Genomic DNA, 15109 nt, shown 5'->3' with positions numbered 1-15109 from the left:
CCCCTTCTTCAGGTCGACCCTCAGCGTGCGAGTTCAGGTCGACCTGAAGTCAAGGGCTGTTCAGACCGCCACTCGGCGCAGGGCGTCTCTGGTCAGGTCGGCGAGACCTCGATAACCGTCGACGGCCAGGATCAGGTCCGCCTCGGCGAGCAGCGCGCGCAGCACGTGCACGATGCCGTCGACGCCGCCGAGCGCGAGACCGTAGGCGTAGGGCCTGCCGATGCCGACCGCCGTCGCGCCGAGGGCCAGCGCCTTGACGATGTGGTCGCCGCCGCGGACGCCGGAGTCGAAAAGCACGGGAAGACCGTCGGCCGCGTCGACCACCTCGGCCAGCATGTCGAGGGCGGGCAGGCCGCCGTTGGCCTGGCGGCCGCCGTGGTTGGAGCAGTAGATGCCGTCCACGCCACCGTCTTTCGCGCGCCGCGCGTCGTCGGGATGGCAGATGCCCTTCACGATCAGCGGCAGCGTGGTGAGTTCGCGAAGCCACGGCAGGTCGGCCCAGGTGAGCGGGTTGCCGAAGAGCTGAACCCAGCGCAGCACCGCGGCCTGGAGGTGCTCTTCCGGCGGGCCGGGCAGCCCGGCGCGGAACACCGGATCGGTGAAGTAGTTCGCCAGGCAGTGGCCGCGTAGCTGCGGGAAATTCGAGACGCCGAGATCGCGCGGGCGCCACCCGGTGATCCAGGTGTCGAGCGTGACCACGATGCCCTGGTAGCCCGCCTGCTCGGCGCGCTGTACCAGGCTCGCGGCCAGATCGCGGTCGGTGGGCGTGTACAACTGGAAAAAGCCTGGCGTATCGCCCATTTCGGCCGCCACCTGCTCCAGCGGATCCACCGACAGCGTGGAGGCCACCATCGGGACGCCGGTGCGCGCCGCGGCGCGGGCGGTCGCCAGATCGCCGTGCCCGTCCTGGGCGCACAGCCCGATGACTCCGATCGGGGCGAGGAACACCGGCGCGGGCAACGTCAGCCCGAACAAATCCACCGACAGGTCGCGCTCGGCCGCGCCGACGAACATCCGCGGCACCAGTCCCCACCGGTCGAATGCGGTCACGTTGGCGCGCTGCGTGCGCTCGTCACCGGCTCCGCCCGCCACGTACGACCACACCGACGGCGGCAGCGCCGCGCGAGCCTTGTCCTCCAGCTCGGCGAACGACATGGGCAGCGTGGGCTGGACGCCGCCGAGCCCGCGCAGGTAGATCTCGTTCTGGTAGTCGGCGAAGGCCATGGGTTCGGTTGCCCTTTCGTCTGTCGGCGCGGCACCGCGCCGCCCGGAGAAAGCATGGGCCGCCGTTCACTCGACGCCACTAGAATGCAGGAATCAGGCACGATGGGAAGCACGAATGCAGGATGACGCCGCACTGCTGAGCGAAGACGAGCTCGCCCTGATCAACGCGTTGCAGCTGCGGCCGCGCGGTTCATGGTCGGAGCTCGGGCACGCGCTCGGGGTCGATCCGGTGACGGTGGCCCGCCGCTGGCAACGGCTCACGCGGCGGGGCGCGGCGTGGGTGAGTCCCTCGCCGGGCCCGCGGCTGCTCGATCAGATCACCGTCGCCTACGTCGAGATCGGCTGCACCGCCGACGCCGCGGCCGCGGTCAGCCGCAGCCTGTGCGAGCACCCGCACATGGTCACCGTGGAGCGCTGCGCGGGCACCTACAACCTGCTGGCCACCGTCGGCGCGCGCGATCTGGCCACCATGTCGCACTACACACTGGACGTGCTGCCCGCCATCCCGCACGTCGCGGCGGTGCGGGCCAGGATCGTCACGCACATGTTCACCGAGGGCGGCCGCTGGCGCATCGACGCGCTCGCGCCGGACCAACGCGCCGAACTCGACATTCCGCCGCGGCAGCCGACGGAGCCTGCGCGGGCGGTGAGCATCGACGACGGAGACCGGGCGCTGCTCGCCCAGCTCGCGCTCGACGGCCGGGCCTCGCACCAGTCCTTGGCCACCGCTGTCGGTTCCTCCGCCTCGACCGTCAAGCGCAGGCTGGACCGGCTCACCCGGCTCGGACTGCTCCAGTTCCGTTGCGATTTCGCGCGTCCGCTCGGCGGCTGGCCGGTCGCGGTGACGCTGTGGCTGGACGCGCCGCCGGATCGGCTGGCCGAGATCGGCGACGCGATCATCCGGCTCCCGCAGACGCGCAACTGCGCCGCCATCAGCGGCGGTCACAACTTGCTGATCCAGGCCAACCTGCACAGCCTCGCCGACATACCGCGCTTCGAGGCCGGGCTCGCGGGCGTGCACCCCGGCCTGCGCATCGCGGAACGCACCATCACCCTGCGCCACGACAAGCTGTTCGGGCACCTCCTCGACCCGCGCGGCCGCAGCAGGCGCGTGGTACGCGCGGACATCTGGAGCGAGCCCGCCGCGACCGCGTGAGCCGGATCGAGGTTTACCGGCGGCGAATCGCGGCATGCGACCAGGGGGAGGGGGTGGTCGAATCGAGAGAGGAGTCGCCCATGCCTGAACTGGACGACGCCAGGGTGCTGGTGCTGACCTCGAATACCGGCGTCGAGCACGACGAACTGCTGGTACCGCGCGACGAACTTCGCAAGCGCGGCGCCCAGGTCACCCACGCGGCGCCGAAATCGGAACCGGTGCAGACCTTCCGGCACGATGTGGACAAGGACGAGGCGATCTCGCCGGACGCCGCGCTGGACGCGGTGGACGCGGACGACTTCGACGTCCTCGTGGTGCCCGGCGGCACCGTGAACGCGGACAAACTGCGCGCCGACGACCGCGCCGTCGCGCTGGCCAAGGATTTCGCGAGCGCGGGCAAGCCGATCGCCGCGATCTGCCACGGACCGTGGTTGCTCGTCGAGGCCGAATTGGTGCGGGGCAAGACGCTGACCTCCTACCACTCGCTGCGCACCGACGTCGGCAACGCGGGCGGCGCGTGGGTCGACGAGCCGGTGGTCCGCTCGTCCGACGGCGGCTGGACGCTGATCACCTCGCGCGCCCCAAGAGATTTGGCCGATTTCGTCGGCGCGATCTCCACCGAGTTGCGCGGGTAGCGGCGGTGGGCCTGCTCGTTTCGGCCGGGCGGCGCCGGGTACGCGCACGACATCGGCCCTGACGAGGGCAGCTACATGGGAGGAGGCTGTATGGCAGGCAATCACTACAACCAGCTGGTGGGCGCGCGAGCGCTCGCGACGTTGGCGGATCTGGGTTTCGCATCGATCGCCTCGGGGGTGATCGCTCGCAGACGCGCCGTCATGGGTGTGCTGGAACGGGCGAAGGCCGACCGGCGCGCGGTGACGCGCATGCGTCGGTTGCGTGACGAATTCGGCGCGGGCCCAGTCGAATTGGTGCTACCGGGACGTCGCGTCGTGGTCGTGCTCGACCCGGGTGACGTCGGCATGGTGCTGGACGGCGCGCCGCGGCCGTTCGATCCGGCCAATCGGGAGAAGCGGGCCGCGCTGCGCCAATTCCAGCCGCACGGCGTGCTGCTGTCGGAAGGGCCGGTGCGCGCGCAGCGGCGCGCGGTGAACGAGGCGGCGCTGGACACCTCGGCGCCGCTGCACCGCCTCGCCGGACCGTTCGCCGAGATCATCGCCGACGAGGCGCGCGACCTGACGGCGGCCGCGCTGCGCCGCGGACACCTCGACGCGGACCAGTTCACCGCCGACTGGTGGCGGCTCGTCCGTCATCTGGTGCTCGGCAGGCGCGGGCGCGACGACGACGCGATCACCGACGAGCTGTGGAAGCTGCGCTCGGCCGCCAACTGGTCGTTCCTGGCGCTACCGCGCCGCAAGCGCAGGGACCGATTCACCGAACGGCTCTACCGCTATGTCGAGGCCGCCGATCCGGACAGTCTCGTCGGCGCGCTGGCCGCGACCGAAGCCGGTGGAGCGGTCGATCCGGTCGGCCAGATTCCGCACTGGCTCTTCGCTTTCGACGCGGCGGGCATCGCCGCGAGCCGGGCCCTCGCGCTGCTGGCCACCCACCCCGATCAGCACGCTCGCGCGACCGCCGACGCCGCCGATCCGCACACCCCGCAGTCCCGCGACTACCTGCGCGCCTGCGTGCTCGAATCGCTGCGGCTGTGGCCGACGACGCCGGTCATCTTGCGTGACATCACCGAGGACACCGAGTGGCGGGCGGGCGCCGATCGATTCACCATCGAGGGCGGCGCGGCCCTGATGATCGTCGTGCCCGCGTTCCATCGCGATGCGGATTCCCTGCCGTTCGCCGACCGGTTCGTCCCGGATCTCTGGTTGGAAGGACTCGAGCAGCAGTACCCGCAGTTGGTGCCGTTCAGCGCGGGCCCGGCCGGATGTCCGGGCCGCAACCTGGTGTTGTTCACCACCAGCGCCCTGCTTGCGCACCTCATCGAGGCCGCCGACTTCCACTCCCGGCCTACCCCCGCGCTGTCGCCGGACCGCCCCCTTCCGTTGACTCTCGACCACTTCGGACTCGACTTCGCGATCACGCCCGCGGTCACGCGCGCCCGATGACCGCCCCGGTGGTCGCGGTGAGGTCAAGCGACCGCGGTGCGCAGCTCGAACCAGCCGGTGGTCGGGTCCGCGAAGCCGTGGTAGACGAGCGGTGCGCGCTGGTCGAGAGCGAAGTGCCGGTAGACCGCGAGCATGGCCCGGCGGATGGATTCGGGTTGGAAATCCTCGCTGCGGCGGAAGCCGATGCGACGTTCGGGCAGCAGCGCCAGCCGGGTGATCTCGGCGCGATCGCCGAGATCGAGTCCGAAGGGATCGATGATCAGGTGATCGTGCAGGATCGCGTGCAGGCGTTCGGGGTCGGGCAGGTGCACGGTGCACGGGCGCAGCTCGGCGTGGATCGGCGGTTCGGAGCGGCCGGGCACCGAGGGCGTCTCCAGCGACTCGATGAGCGGGACGTCGGGCCGCGGCGGCGCGCCGGAATCGTCGACGGTCGCCTGTTCCAGCAGGTGCAGGATGTTCCCGCCCGGCATCAGCGGCTCAGGGACGAGGAACAGGGTGACCGACGGGCAGCGGCAACCCTCGCCGGTGAGACAGACCTTCTCGTGCAGCGGGTAGGACATGCGTCCTCCTCCGGGAGCGGGACGAACGATCGGCGAGGGGCGACGCTGCCCGGTCCGGACGCCGATCGGCGGAGGGGCGATCGAAGTGTCAGCGCGTGCTCTTCGAGCCCTCACTGCATGGTAATCCGCGATGACGGCCGGTGGCAGGGCCGCGGACGACCCCGTTCGGCGGATGCGCGACGGCTGCGTCGTGGTGTGATCGTCGGATGGTGAGTGTCAGTCCCTGGGCGGAGCGCGGATGAACGCGGCGATCCGGCCCGATCTCGGTCTGGCGGCGTTGTGCGTCGGGCTGGCGATCGCGGCGGCAGCGGTGTATCGGGTGGCGTCGCTGGGCTCACCGTTCGTGGCGCCGCGCGCGGCCGTCCGCGGTGCGTTGCAGTTGGCGGCCGTCGCGCTCGTGCTGGCGGCGTCGCTGGCGCACCTGTGGTCGGCGATCCTGGTGCTCGCCGTCATGTTCGTCGCCGCGGTGGTGACCTCGGCGCGGCGCGCGGGCGCGGGGAACTCCGGCCCGTGGCTGGCGCTGGCGCTGGGCGCGGGAGTCGGCGCGGTGCTGCCTGCCATGCTGCTCAGCGGTGTGGTCCCGGTAGAAGGTGTGGCTGTGGTGCCGATCGGCGGGATCGTGCTCGGCGGCGCCATGACGGCGACTTCGCTGGCGGCACGCCGCGCTCTCGACGCCGTCGAACAGCGGCGCGGCGAGGTCGAAGCCGCGCTGAGCTTGGGCTTCACCGAGCGCGACGCGCGGCTGGAGGTGATCCGCCCGACCGCCGCCGACGCATTGTTGCCCGGCGTGGATCAGACCCGCACGGTCGGATTGGTCACGCTGCCGGGCACGTTCGTCGGCGTGCTGATCGCCAGCGGCTCGGCCGTCCAGGCGGGCGCGGTCCAGATCCTGGTGCTCTCGGGTCTGTTGCTCGCCCAGTCGTGCGCGGTTGCGGTCACCATCGAACTCGTCGCCCGCCGCCGCGTCACGCGATGGCACGCGGGCGATTCAGGTCGCGGCGGTCGCGGCGTCGCGGAGCGGCCGGTGAGATCGGCCACCAAATTGTAACTTCGAGTAACAGTTATTTACACTCGGTGCTGCTGGTACCGAGCCGGCGCTCGACTCGAATCCGTCCGTGCACTGAGGAAAACAGTGATCTTCACCGATCTGGCGCATGCGCTCGACAACGGCTGGGCGCTCACCTTCGGCGGTGGCGTCGAACCCGCCGTCCCGACCCCGTCGACGGTGCTCTACGACGAGCCGCACCGGCAGCTGCGCCGCTACGAGGGCGCGTCCGGCTCCGGAAACCCGGCCCTGCTGGTGCCGCCGCTCGCCGTGCACAGCTCCTGCTTCGACCTGCGCCCCGGGCAGAGCCTGGCCCGGTTCCTGCTCGACACCGGACGTGCGCCCTACATCGTCGACTACGGCAGGATCACCTACGCGGACCGGAACATGGGCTTCGAGGAGTGGATCGACGACATCGTCCCCACCGCGATCGCCCGGGTCAGCGCCGAGCACGGCGGAGCAGGGGTCGACGTCGTCGCCTGGTCGCTGGGCGGCACCCTGGCGCTGCTCACCGCCGCCGAGCACGCGGACCTGCCGATCGCCTCGGTCACCGCGCTCGGCACCCCGATCGACTATCGCCACCACCCGATGCTTGCGCCGTCCCGGCTGCTGGCGCGGGTCACCGGAGGACGTGAAGTCGCCTGGGCCACCGAGCTTTTCGGCGGTATCCCGGCGTTCGCCGTGCAGCTCGGGTTCCGCGGCATGGCGCTGCCGCGCGAGATCATGCGCCCGTGGTTCATCGCGCGCAATCTCGCCCGCAGCGAGGCGCTGGCCCGGATGGAGGCGATCGACCGGTTCATCGGACGGATGCCCGGCTATCCCGGACGGCTCTACCGCCAGAACTACCGGCTGATGATCGTCGGCAACCATATGGCCGAGGGCAGCATCCCGCTCGACGCGGACCGCGTGATCGAAATGGCCAAGGTGAGCTGCCGCGTGCTGCTCGTCGGCAGTCTGTCGGACAACATCGCGCCCGCCGCCACGGTCGCGCCCGGCGTGCGGGTGCTGACGGGCGCGGCCGAAGCGCGCTACGTCGAAGTGCCGCGCACCAGCCACCTCGGGCTCGTCGCCGGGCCCGAGGCGGCCAGCTGGTCGGTGCTCGACGAATTCCTCGCGAGCGCGGTGCCTGTGCACCGCTGAGTCGCGCTGCCGGAATGCAGGCCCTGCGCACGGCCGGAGGTACGCCCTGGCTCGGAGGTACGCCCTAGCTCGAGAGTCCCACCAGTCGCGCGCTGACCTCGTCCAGCTGCTGGGCGAGCGCGTCGTCCTGCGCGCGGCGCGACGGCGTCTTCAGCTCGTTGTTCTGGAAGTAGCGTCCGCTGTGCCCGGCGGGCTCCGGCGCGGAGGCGAGATAGGTGAGCCTGCGCCCGCCCTCGGCGGCGGGAATCATGAACACGCGCTTGGCCACCGCCGCGAACGGCCTGCCCCACCACGGCATCGCGTCCCAGATCCCGGTGGCCACCGCGCCGGGATGGAAGGCGTTGACGGTCACCCCGGCGCCTTCCAGCCGCCGCGCCAGCGTGCGGACGTACAGGATGTTGGCCAGCTTGGACTGGCTGTAGGCCTTCTCGCCGGAGTAGCCGCGCGCCAGGCTCAGATCGTCGAAATCCAGGGTGGCGCCGTAGTGCATGACCGACGAGGTGAACAGGATGCGCGCCGGGGCGCTGCGCCGCAGCAGGTCGAGCAGCAGCTCGGTGAGCAGGTAGCCGCCGAGATGGTTGACCGCGAAGGTGGCTTCGACCTCGTCGTCGGTCATCGAGCGTTGCGGGTAGTAGCCGCCCGCGTTGTTTGCGAGCACGTCGAGGCGGTCGTAGCTCGCGAGCACCGTCGCGGCGAGCTCGCGCACCGCGGACTGACTCGCGAAATCGCACACCAGCGTGTCCACCTGCCCCGCGCCCGCCTCGCGGACCAGTTGCGCGGCGTGGACGAGCTTCTCGGGATTGCGTCCGACGAGTATCAGGTGATCGCCTGCTTCGCCCAGTTGCCGCGCGGCTTCCAGACCGATACCCGACGTCGCCCCCGTGATCAGGATCGTCTTCATGAAACCCACACTGCCACAACCGCATGCGGGGCGGGCGTTACCGCGCGGGTTCGGCCGTGTCGTCCTCGGGCTCCGGCGGCGGCGCGGTGGCTTCGTCGATCTGCTCGCCCACGTAGCGCAGCACCACCGCGACCATGGCGGCGACCGGCACGGCGAGGAACGCGCCGACGATGCCGTACAGCGAGCCGCCCGCGGTCACGGCGAGCAGCACCACCACCGCGTGCAACTGCATGCTGCGGCTCTGCAACACCGGTTGCAGCACATTGCCTTCCAGCTGCTGTACCGCCAGGATGACGCCGAGCACGATCAGCGCGGTGGTCAGGCCGTTGCCGACCAGCGCGACGAGCACCGCGAGCGCGCCCGCGACGACGGCGCCGACGATCGGGATGAAGCCGCCGATGAACGTCAGCACGGCGAGCACCGCGGCCAGCGGGACACCGAGGATCACCAGGCTCGCGCCGATCAACACCGCGTCGATCAGGCTGACCAGCGCCTGGGTGCGAATGAAGCCACCGAGGGTGAACCAGACCCGGCGCAGTACCTCCTCGAAGTGCCTGCCGCCGCGGGTCCCGGTCACGCTGTGCAGCCAGGGCAGGAAGCGCGGCCCGTCCTTGACGAAGAAGAATGCCAGCACCAGCACGAGGAACAGCGTGACCAGCGCCGAGGTGGCGGTGGTGACGCCGCTGAAAACGCCGGTGGCGATCTGCTCGGCGCTGGACTGCAATCGCGACACGATGGCGTCCACCGCGGAATCGAGCTGTTCGTCGCGGATGTTCAGCGGCGGGCCCTGCAACCAACGGCGCACCTGGTTGACGCCCTCGGTCGCCTTGTCGGCCAGCTCCGGGGCCTGATCCACCACCGAGGGCACGATCAGCGCGATCACACCGGCGAGCAGACCGAGGAAGCCGAGCAGCGCGAGCGCGGCGGCCAGAGCCGGCCGCAGGCCGTGTTTGGTGAGCCACCGGGTGGGCGGCCACAACACGGTCGCGACGACGACGGCCAGCGCCATCGGCAGGACCACCACCCACAGCCGCGCGACGATCCAGCCGAGCACCCAGGCTCCCGCGGCGATCGCGACGAGGCACAGCGACCACTTCGCCAGCCAGAGCAGTCCGACGCCGATCACACCGCCGCGCTCACGCAGCACGAGCGCCTCGTTCTTGCCGGTGTCGGTTCCGGCGGTGGCCTTGTCCGGCTCGCTCACGACATGCCTTCCACTCGCTCACGCACTCTCACCGGCCCAGTCTCGCACGAGGCAGCGGACCAAGACGGTCACCGACGAGCGGCGGTGGCGGCAGGCGGGATTGCTGCACCGATCTCCGGGTGGTGGCGGTAGGCGGGCTTTTCCGGTTTCCGACGCGTTTCCCGGGTATTCGATCGACAGAGGAGGTGTGTGTCATGCCGAAGGAATGGACCGGCAAACAGGAACGGCAGTACGAGCACATCAAGGATTCCGCGCAGGACCGCGGCGCGAGTACCAAGCGCGCCAAGGAGATCGCGGCCCGAACCGTCAACAAGAACCGCGCCCAGGCAGGCCAGACCAAGACCGCGAGCCGGTCGTCGCTCGAGGACATGTCGCCGCAGCAGCGCGGCGGGCAGCGCTCCGGCCGCAGCGGTCCGAAGGGGCCGACCAGGGATCAGCTGTACAACGAGGCCAAGAAGCGCAACATCAAGGGCCGCTCCACGATGACGAAGAGGCAGCTGCAGAGCGCTCTCGGTCGCTAATCGGTCGCGCCGAGCAGCGCCACCGCGGCGCGCTCGGCGAGATCGGCGGCGTGCGGCGGGATCTGTTGCCCGGCCCGTAGATACCGCCTGACCAGGGCGTAGGGCAGGTCGACGATCGCAAGCAGCACCTGGTCGGTAGCTTGGGCGCCCGTGTCGCCGGTGCGTGCGATCAGCTCGGTCAGCGCGTCTTGGATCGCGGTGTTGGCCCGCGCGGTGTCTTCGCGCGCCTGCCTGCTCCAGTCTCGCTCACCCAATTCCCTCGCCCCCGTGAGCAGCACGGCCGCATCGCGGGGGTTTCGTCGTGCCCAGTCGAGGGTCGCCCGCGCGCTGCGGCGGATCGCCTCCTCGGGCCGCTCGATGGTCAACACCGCGAGCAGTTCCTCGTGGAAGCGGCGCAGCGTGCGTGACCACAGCGCGGCGAGCAGCGCCGGCCGGTCCGGAAAACGGTGATAGACCGACCCGCTCGGCGCGCCGACCGCCTTGGCCACCGCCGACATGGTGACCGCGGCGGGCCCGCCCGTGGCGAGCAGTTCCGCGGCCGCGTCGAGCAGCCGATCGGCGTCGTGCTTCGGTGGTCTTCCCATGTATTGGAGGATATGCTCTAATTCTGTTTTAGAGACAACTCTCTAAAATGCTCGGGCGTCGCCACCGCGACCCCGCACGCCGCCTGATTTCCGCGCACGGCTGAAGAAGGAGCGAAAAACCATGGCCGTCATCAATATTCACGTTCGCCACCTGGCCGCGTCGGCGGCGGAGGCCGGCTCGCTGCTCGACTCGCTCGCGAGCGAGGACGACAGGCTCTGGCCCGCGCCTGCTTGGCCACCCATGCGCTTCGATCGCCCGCTGAGCGTGGGCGCGGCCGGTGGGCACGGTCCGGTCCGCTACACGGTGGAACGCTACGAACCCGGTCGGTGGGTGCGCTTCCGGTTCACCGGCCCGCGCGGCTTCGACGGCTTCCACGAATTCACCGTCCAGCCGACTCCCGGCGGCGTCGACCTGATCCACCTGCTCGCCATGCACGCCCGCGGCCCGGCCCGCCTGACCTGGCCACTGGCCTACCGCTGGATGCACGACGCGTGCCTGGAGGACTCCTTCGACCGCGCCGAACGCGCCCTCACCGGGTCGGTCCGGCGGCCCGCGCGCTGGAGTCCCGTGGTGCGCGTGCTCCACTGGCTCGCCGACCGTGCGATCGGGCCCGACGCTCCGGTATCCGAGTCCGGCTCGGCGACAACGGCTTCTGTCGCGGGTTAGCCGAACGAAAGCGGTCCCCGTCGGCGAGCGAGCCGTGCCGATCTCCGAGTCCGGCTCGGCGACAACGGCTTCCGCCATCGGTTGGCCAACCCGAAGGCGGGCTCCCGGGCGGCGATCCAGGCGTGCCGAGCTCCGAGACTGCCTCGGCGGCAACGGTTTCCACCTGTCGCGTAGCCGAGGCGGACGCTACCTCGACTCGACCGCCGCGGCTGCGGGCTCGTTCGTGTAGAGACGAGCCAGTGCTTCGAGAATTTCCGAGCACCCCGCGTCGATGGTCAGGGTGGCGAGATCGTCGCCGCGGGTGCGGCCGCGGTTGAGGATCACCACGGGACGGCCGTTGGCCGCTGCGCGGCGAACGAAGCGCAGGCCGGACATGACGGTGAGCGAGGACCCTGCGACGAGGAGGGCGTCGGCGGCGTCGACGAGGTCGAAGGCGGCGGCGACGCGGTCCTTCGGGACGTTCTCGCCGAAGTAGACGATGTCCGGCTTGAGCATGCCGCCGCAGCGGGCGCAGTCGACCATCCGGAAGCTGTCGGTGTCGGCGACCACGGCGTCGGCGTCGGGCGCGACCTCGACGCCGGTGGCGGTGGCCGACTCGGCGAAGCCGGGATTGGCCGTCTCCAGCCGGTCGGCCAGCGTCATCCGGGAGATCAGGGCGGAACAGCCGAGGCAGCGCACCCGGGCGTAGACGCCGTGCAGGTCGATCACCCCGCGGTGGCCCGCCTTCGTATGCAGCAGGTCCACGTTCTGGGTGATCAATCCGGTGACGACGCCGAGGCGTTCCAGCCGGGCGAGCGCGCGGTGTCCCCGATTGGGGCGGGCGGCGTCCATCCGGCGCCAGCCGATGTGGTTGCGCGCCCAATACCGTTGGCGGAAGGCGGCATCCCCGACGAACTGCTGGTAGGTCATGGGAGTGCGGGGCGGGGAATCGGGGCCGCGGTAGTCGGGGATGCCGCTGTCGGTGGAGATCCCCGCGCCGGTCAGCACCGCGACCCGGCGGCCGGCCAGCACCCCGGCCAACCGCTCCAGCTCCGCATCGTGCGACATGACACGCATCGTAGGCGCAGCGGAACGGAGTCCATCCGAGGACCGCGCACGGCCCGAGCCGAGACGGAGGTACGTCCTCAGTCCTCGACCGTGATGCTCAACCGGGGCCGCTCGGCGTCGCCGGGCCCGGCGACCCGCTCCCACACCGCCTCGATCAGCGGCGCGAGCAGCAGCTCGCCGAGCTGGCGGATGAGGACCGAGACGACCTGCGTCGACTCGCGCCGATCGGTGGAGGCCACGCCCGCCTCGCGCAGCCCGACCACTTCCCGTCGGGTCAGCTCGACCAGCGACTCGAGCAGCTCGATCCGCGTCCCGGAGGGCTCGAGCACCGCGCGCCGGACGTAGTTCACCACCGCGGGGTTGTCGGCCAGCATCCGCCGTACCGCCTCGTCCCGAGCGGTGGCGATCTGCACGGTGGCGCCCACCACCGGCACGGACGCGACGGCGTGTCCGAAGTAGTCGACGACCAACTGGTCGACCGCCGCCTCCAGGCCCGCCTTCGTCTTGAAATGGTGCTGGACGAGTCCGAGCGTGACCCGCGCCTCGGCCGCGACCGCGCGCAACGACACCCGTTCGGCGCCGTACTGGGCGTAGAGGTCCATGGCGGCGTTCCTGATCCGCGCCTTCGCGGTCAGATCCTCGTTGGTCGCCCGCGGATCAACCATGTGCCCTCGCCTCGTCGTTCCTGGATTCGGTGGCGGCGATTCTACGACGAGTAGTACATCGGCTGCGGTGATCAGTTGCGCACCAGCAGCACCACACCCGCGGTGACCAGGGCGAGGGCAATCGCCGCGAAGCCGTACACCAGGCGGTAGGGACGCAGGAAACCCACCACGCTGTCGACGGCGAAGCGGCCGGGACCGGCCAGCGCGATGGTGACGATGGAGGCGATGATCAGCACCTCGTACTCGACGCCTTTGGGGGCGAAGAACCCGCCGCCCCACCGGACGGAGATCGCGTTGAGCATGGTGCCGAGAACGGCGGCCGCGGCCAGCGGCGTGAGCAGGCCGATGGCCAGCGCGAGGCCGCCGAAGCCTTCGCAGATGCCCGCGAGGATCGCGGCCGCCTTGCTCGCCGGATAGCCTTGCGACTCGAAGAACTTGGCGGTGCGGTCGATTCCGGCGCCGTCGAACCAGCCGAAGAGCTTCTGCGAGCCGTGCACGGCCATGGTCAGACCGAGGGCAAGGCGCAGTACGAGCAGGCCGAGATCGGTGGGAAGCGTGCTGGCGGCCGTTGTCGTGGTCGGTGCTGCTGTTGTGGTCGTCATGTCGAGGTCCTCTCTGTGCAGCCGGTCTGCTGTCGTGGATTCGGTTGTCGAACCGGGTTTTCGGTGCTCAGCCGAGTTGAATGGAACGGCGTGCCATGCCGAACCAGTAGCCGTCGATGACGGTTCGCAGGTCGTCGAGGTCTTCTTCGCCTGCGCCGAGGCTGACGAACAGCGGTGCGAAATGATCGGAGCGCGGGTGCGCCCGCCGCGCCGCGGGCGCCTTGTGTTCGAAGTCGAGCAGGGCGTCGATGTCCCGATCGGCCAGCGCTCGCGCGCCCCAGTCGTCGAACTCCGCGGTGAACGAGTAGACCTGCTCGTCGTCGGGGGTCATCGCGCGCAGGTTGTGGGTGAAGAAACCGCTGCCCACGATCAGCACGCCCGCCGCGCGCAACGGCGCGAGCCTGCGGCCGATCGCCATGAGCCTGCGCGGGTCGAGCGTCGGCAGCGAGAGTTGCAGGACGGGCACGTCGGCGGCCGGATACATCTCTTTGAGAGGCACGTATGCGCCGTGGTCCAGGCCCCGCCCCGGTGCCTCGTGCACCTCGGCGCCGAGCAGTTTGCGCACCTGGTCCGCCAGCTCGGGTGCTCCCGGCGCCGGGTAGACGACCTCGTAATAGTGCCGGGGAAAGCCGCTGAAGTCGTAGATCAGCGGCGCCGTCGTGGTGGCGCCGAGCGCGATGGGCGCGGATTCCCAGTGGGCCGAAATCATCAGGATCGCCGTGGGTTTCGGCAGTTCGGCCGACCATGCGCCGAGTTCGGCCGGCCAGTGCGGGTGGTCGGCGAGCGGGGGCGCGCCGTGCGAGAGATACAGCACGGGCATCCGCTCGGCATCGCCGTCGGCCATGGCTCCTCCACTGCGTCGCTCGGATGCTTGTTCAAATTTGAACGACATGACCGTACCTCTTAGTTCAAATTTGAACAACAACGCTAGGGTGGCGGTGTGGACGAACCCAACTGGCTCGACGACGGCGAGATGCGCGCGTGGCACGGATTCCTCGCGGCGGGGGCCCTCGTCAACCGCGAGATCGAACAGCATCTGAAGCGAGAGGGTCTGTCGCACACGCAGTACGAGACGCTGGTCCGGCTGTCCGCCGCGCCGGACGGTGAACTGCGCATGACCGATCTCGCCGACGCGCTCTACACGTCCAAGAGCGGGCTGACCTATCAGGTCGCGCAGCTGGAAAAGGCCGGATTCGTCCGCCGCGCGGCCGCCCGATGCGACGAACGCGGCGTGGTCGCCGTCCTCACCGAGGCAGGACGGCGCCGGTTGGAGCAGGTTGCTCCAGGGCACGTCGCAACCGTACGCCGAGCGCTGCTCGATGTCCTCACTCCGGCCCAACAGCGGGCGATCGCCGATGGCCTCGGCGCGGTCGCCGAGCGGCTGACCGCGCGCTGAGCACAGCGCAAACAAAAGTGGGCGGGCCCATTGGACCCGCCCACTCGTCGTATGTCAGCGATCAGTTACCGCGCTGGTGCGCCTTCTGGCGCGCCTCGTCGACGCTGGCTTCGGCCCGCGCCTTCTCCGCGGCGGCCTCCTTTTGGGCGGCCTCACGCTGCGATTCGGCCTTGCTCTGCTGAGCGCGGCCTTCCTTCTCCAGATTTTCGTTGCCGGTGACGATGCCCGCGGCCTCCTTGACCTTGCCCTTGGCGTCTTCGACGACGCCCTTGACACCTTCGCGGGGACCGCTTTCGTGCTTCGACACGATGTCTACCTC

18 protein-coding genes are annotated in these 15109 nt (G+C 70.4%); 8 read left to right on the top strand and 10 right to left on the bottom strand.

The annotated features are described in order from the left end of the window. Positions 1 to 60: 60 nt before the first annotated feature. Positions 61 to 1224 carry an alpha-hydroxy-acid oxidizing protein gene (locus tag AC3ERS_RS32250; protein WP_431971915.1) on the bottom strand — a complete coding sequence of 388 codons (1164 nt, stop codon included), beginning with the start codon at positions 1222 to 1224 and terminating at the stop codon, positions 61 to 63. A gap of 115 nt (positions 1225 to 1339) precedes the next feature. Between AC3ERS_RS32250 and AC3ERS_RS32245 the strand changes: the two genes are divergently transcribed. The 3 genes from AC3ERS_RS32245 to AC3ERS_RS32235 all read left to right on the top strand — a co-directional run bounded on the left by AC3ERS_RS32245 (position 1340) and on the right by AC3ERS_RS32235 (position 4458). After that, entirely contained in the window at positions 1340 to 2380 is a 1041-nt protein-coding gene (locus AC3ERS_RS32245) for an Lrp/AsnC family transcriptional regulator (RefSeq protein WP_431971914.1), read from the top strand. Between the two features lie 80 nt (positions 2381 to 2460). Next, a complete protein-coding gene (locus AC3ERS_RS32240; protein ID WP_431971913.1) occupies positions 2461 to 3015 on the top strand; it encodes a DJ-1/PfpI/YhbO family deglycase/protease in 555 nt (184 codons plus the stop codon). 90 nt (positions 3016 to 3105) lie between these two features. Then, entirely contained in the window at positions 3106 to 4458 is a 1353-nt protein-coding gene (locus tag AC3ERS_RS32235; protein ID WP_431971912.1) for a cytochrome P450, read from the top strand. Between the two features lie 23 nt (positions 4459 to 4481). Here the strand turns inward: AC3ERS_RS32235 and AC3ERS_RS32230 are convergent, their stop codons facing one another. Continuing rightward, positions 4482 to 5018 (bottom strand): hypothetical protein, encoded by a 537-nt coding sequence (locus tag AC3ERS_RS32230; RefSeq protein WP_431971911.1) that lies wholly within the window; start codon positions 5016 to 5018, stop codon positions 4482 to 4484. Positions 5019 to 5256: 238 nt separating this feature from the next. Between AC3ERS_RS32230 and AC3ERS_RS32225 the strand changes: the two genes are divergently transcribed. Continuing rightward, the gene (locus AC3ERS_RS32225) at positions 5257 to 6066 is read left to right on the top strand and encodes an ABC transporter permease (protein ID WP_431971910.1); all 810 of its coding nucleotides are present in this window, start codon (positions 5257 to 5259) and stop codon (positions 6064 to 6066) included. An 84-nt stretch (positions 6067 to 6150) separates the two neighbouring features. Further along, positions 6151 to 7203 carry an alpha/beta fold hydrolase gene (locus AC3ERS_RS32220; RefSeq protein ID WP_431971909.1) on the top strand — a complete coding sequence of 351 codons (1053 nt, stop codon included), beginning with the start codon at positions 6151 to 6153 and terminating at the stop codon, positions 7201 to 7203. Between the two features lie 64 nt (positions 7204 to 7267). On the opposite strand, the gene AC3ERS_RS32215 is transcribed toward AC3ERS_RS32220, so the two are convergent. Both AC3ERS_RS32215 and AC3ERS_RS32210 read right to left on the bottom strand, forming a co-directional pair. After that, positions 7268 to 8104, bottom strand: coding sequence for an SDR family oxidoreductase (locus tag AC3ERS_RS32215; RefSeq protein ID WP_431971908.1), 837 nt, complete (start codon positions 8102 to 8104; stop codon positions 7268 to 7270). A 37-nt stretch (positions 8105 to 8141) separates the two neighbouring features. Beyond that, the gene (locus AC3ERS_RS32210) at positions 8142 to 9308 is read right to left on the bottom strand and encodes an AI-2E family transporter (RefSeq protein ID WP_431971907.1); all 1167 of its coding nucleotides are present in this window, start codon (positions 9306 to 9308) and stop codon (positions 8142 to 8144) included. 194 nt (positions 9309 to 9502) lie between these two features. Between AC3ERS_RS32210 and AC3ERS_RS32205 the strand changes: the two genes are divergently transcribed. Beyond that, positions 9503 to 9829 carry a plasmid stabilization protein gene (locus AC3ERS_RS32205; protein ID WP_431971906.1) on the top strand — a complete coding sequence of 109 codons (327 nt, stop codon included), beginning with the start codon at positions 9503 to 9505 and terminating at the stop codon, positions 9827 to 9829. On the opposite strand, the gene AC3ERS_RS32200 is transcribed toward AC3ERS_RS32205, so the two are convergent. Next, positions 9826 to 10413, bottom strand: a complete 588-nt coding sequence (locus AC3ERS_RS32200) for a TetR/AcrR family transcriptional regulator (protein WP_431971905.1) — start codon at positions 10411 to 10413, stop codon at positions 9826 to 9828. The two genes, AC3ERS_RS32205 and AC3ERS_RS32200, sit on opposite strands and share 4 nt — an antisense overlap. A gap of 121 nt (positions 10414 to 10534) precedes the next feature. On the opposite strand from AC3ERS_RS32200, the gene AC3ERS_RS32195 reads away from it, so the two are divergent. Beyond that, positions 10535 to 11080, top strand: coding sequence for an SRPBCC family protein (locus tag AC3ERS_RS32195; RefSeq protein WP_431971904.1), 546 nt, complete (start codon positions 10535 to 10537; stop codon positions 11078 to 11080). Positions 11081 to 11266: 186 nt separating this feature from the next. Here the strand turns inward: AC3ERS_RS32195 and AC3ERS_RS32190 are convergent, their stop codons facing one another. The 4 genes from AC3ERS_RS32190 to AC3ERS_RS32175 all read right to left on the bottom strand — a co-directional run bounded on the left by AC3ERS_RS32190 (position 11267) and on the right by AC3ERS_RS32175 (position 14238). Further along, a complete protein-coding gene (locus AC3ERS_RS32190) occupies positions 11267 to 12127 on the bottom strand; it encodes an NAD-dependent protein deacetylase (protein ID WP_431971903.1) in 861 nt (286 codons plus the stop codon). A 77-nt stretch (positions 12128 to 12204) separates the two neighbouring features. Continuing rightward, a complete protein-coding gene (locus AC3ERS_RS32185) occupies positions 12205 to 12792 on the bottom strand; it encodes a TetR/AcrR family transcriptional regulator (RefSeq protein WP_431971902.1) in 588 nt (195 codons plus the stop codon). A 71-nt stretch (positions 12793 to 12863) separates the two neighbouring features. Continuing rightward, positions 12864 to 13394, bottom strand: coding sequence for a DoxX family protein (locus AC3ERS_RS32180; RefSeq protein ID WP_431971901.1), 531 nt, complete (start codon positions 13392 to 13394; stop codon positions 12864 to 12866). Between the two features lie 67 nt (positions 13395 to 13461). Beyond that, complete coding sequence (locus AC3ERS_RS32175; RefSeq protein ID WP_431971900.1) at positions 13462 to 14238, bottom strand: dioxygenase family protein; 777 nt, start codon at positions 14236 to 14238, stop codon at positions 13462 to 13464. A 96-nt stretch (positions 14239 to 14334) separates the two neighbouring features. Between AC3ERS_RS32175 and AC3ERS_RS32170 the strand changes: the two genes are divergently transcribed. Continuing rightward, positions 14335 to 14790, top strand: coding sequence for a MarR family winged helix-turn-helix transcriptional regulator (locus tag AC3ERS_RS32170; RefSeq protein ID WP_431971899.1), 456 nt, complete (start codon positions 14335 to 14337; stop codon positions 14788 to 14790). A 61-nt stretch (positions 14791 to 14851) separates the two neighbouring features. Here AC3ERS_RS32170 and mbp1 read toward each other — a convergent pair whose 3' ends face one another. Then, on the bottom strand, positions 14852 to 15097 hold the full coding sequence (gene mbp1, locus AC3ERS_RS32165; protein ID WP_431971898.1) for a microaggregate-binding protein 1: 246 nt from the start codon (positions 15095 to 15097) through the stop codon (positions 14852 to 14854). Between the last annotated feature and the right edge of the window lie 12 nt (positions 15098 to 15109).

Source organism: Nocardia sp. bgisy134 (assembly GCF_057708325.1).
This window is presented reverse-complemented; position numbering and strand designations above follow the sequence as displayed.

What these genes read in the sequence shown, in the direction of transcription:
- AC3ERS_RS32250 (WP_431971915.1), bottom strand. Translation starts at nt 1,224, where the DNA reads ATGGCCTTCGCCGACTACCAGAACGAGATCTACCTGCGCGGGCTCGGC.
- AC3ERS_RS32245 (WP_431971914.1), top strand. Translation starts at nt 1,340, where the DNA reads ATGCAGGATGACGCCGCACTGCTGAGCGAAGACGAGCTCGCCCTGATC.
- AC3ERS_RS32240 (WP_431971913.1), top strand. Translation starts at nt 2,461, where the DNA reads ATGCCTGAACTGGACGACGCCAGGGTGCTGGTGCTGACCTCGAATACC.
- AC3ERS_RS32235 (WP_431971912.1), top strand. Translation starts at nt 3,106, where the DNA reads ATGGCAGGCAATCACTACAACCAGCTGGTGGGCGCGCGAGCGCTCGCG.
- AC3ERS_RS32230 (WP_431971911.1), bottom strand. Translation starts at nt 5,018, where the DNA reads ATGTCCTACCCGCTGCACGAGAAGGTCTGTCTCACCGGCGAGGGTTGC.
- AC3ERS_RS32225 (WP_431971910.1), top strand. Translation starts at nt 5,257, where the DNA reads ATGAACGCGGCGATCCGGCCCGATCTCGGTCTGGCGGCGTTGTGCGTC.
- AC3ERS_RS32215 (WP_431971908.1), bottom strand. Translation starts at nt 8,104, where the DNA reads ATGAAGACGATCCTGATCACGGGGGCGACGTCGGGTATCGGTCTGGAA.
- AC3ERS_RS32205 (WP_431971906.1), top strand. Translation starts at nt 9,503, where the DNA reads ATGCCGAAGGAATGGACCGGCAAACAGGAACGGCAGTACGAGCACATC.
- AC3ERS_RS32200 (WP_431971905.1), bottom strand. Translation starts at nt 10,413, where the DNA reads ATGGGAAGACCACCGAAGCACGACGCCGATCGGCTGCTCGACGCGGCC.
- AC3ERS_RS32195 (WP_431971904.1), top strand. Translation starts at nt 10,535, where the DNA reads ATGGCCGTCATCAATATTCACGTTCGCCACCTGGCCGCGTCGGCGGCG.
- AC3ERS_RS32190 (WP_431971903.1), bottom strand. Translation starts at nt 12,127, where the DNA reads ATGTCGCACGATGCGGAGCTGGAGCGGTTGGCCGGGGTGCTGGCCGGC.
- AC3ERS_RS32185 (WP_431971902.1), bottom strand. Translation starts at nt 12,792, where the DNA reads ATGGTTGATCCGCGGGCGACCAACGAGGATCTGACCGCGAAGGCGCGG.
- AC3ERS_RS32180 (WP_431971901.1), bottom strand. Translation starts at nt 13,394, where the DNA reads ATGACGACCACAACAGCAGCACCGACCACGACAACGGCCGCCAGCACG.
- AC3ERS_RS32175 (WP_431971900.1), bottom strand. Translation starts at nt 14,238, where the DNA reads ATGGCCGACGGCGATGCCGAGCGGATGCCCGTGCTGTATCTCTCGCAC.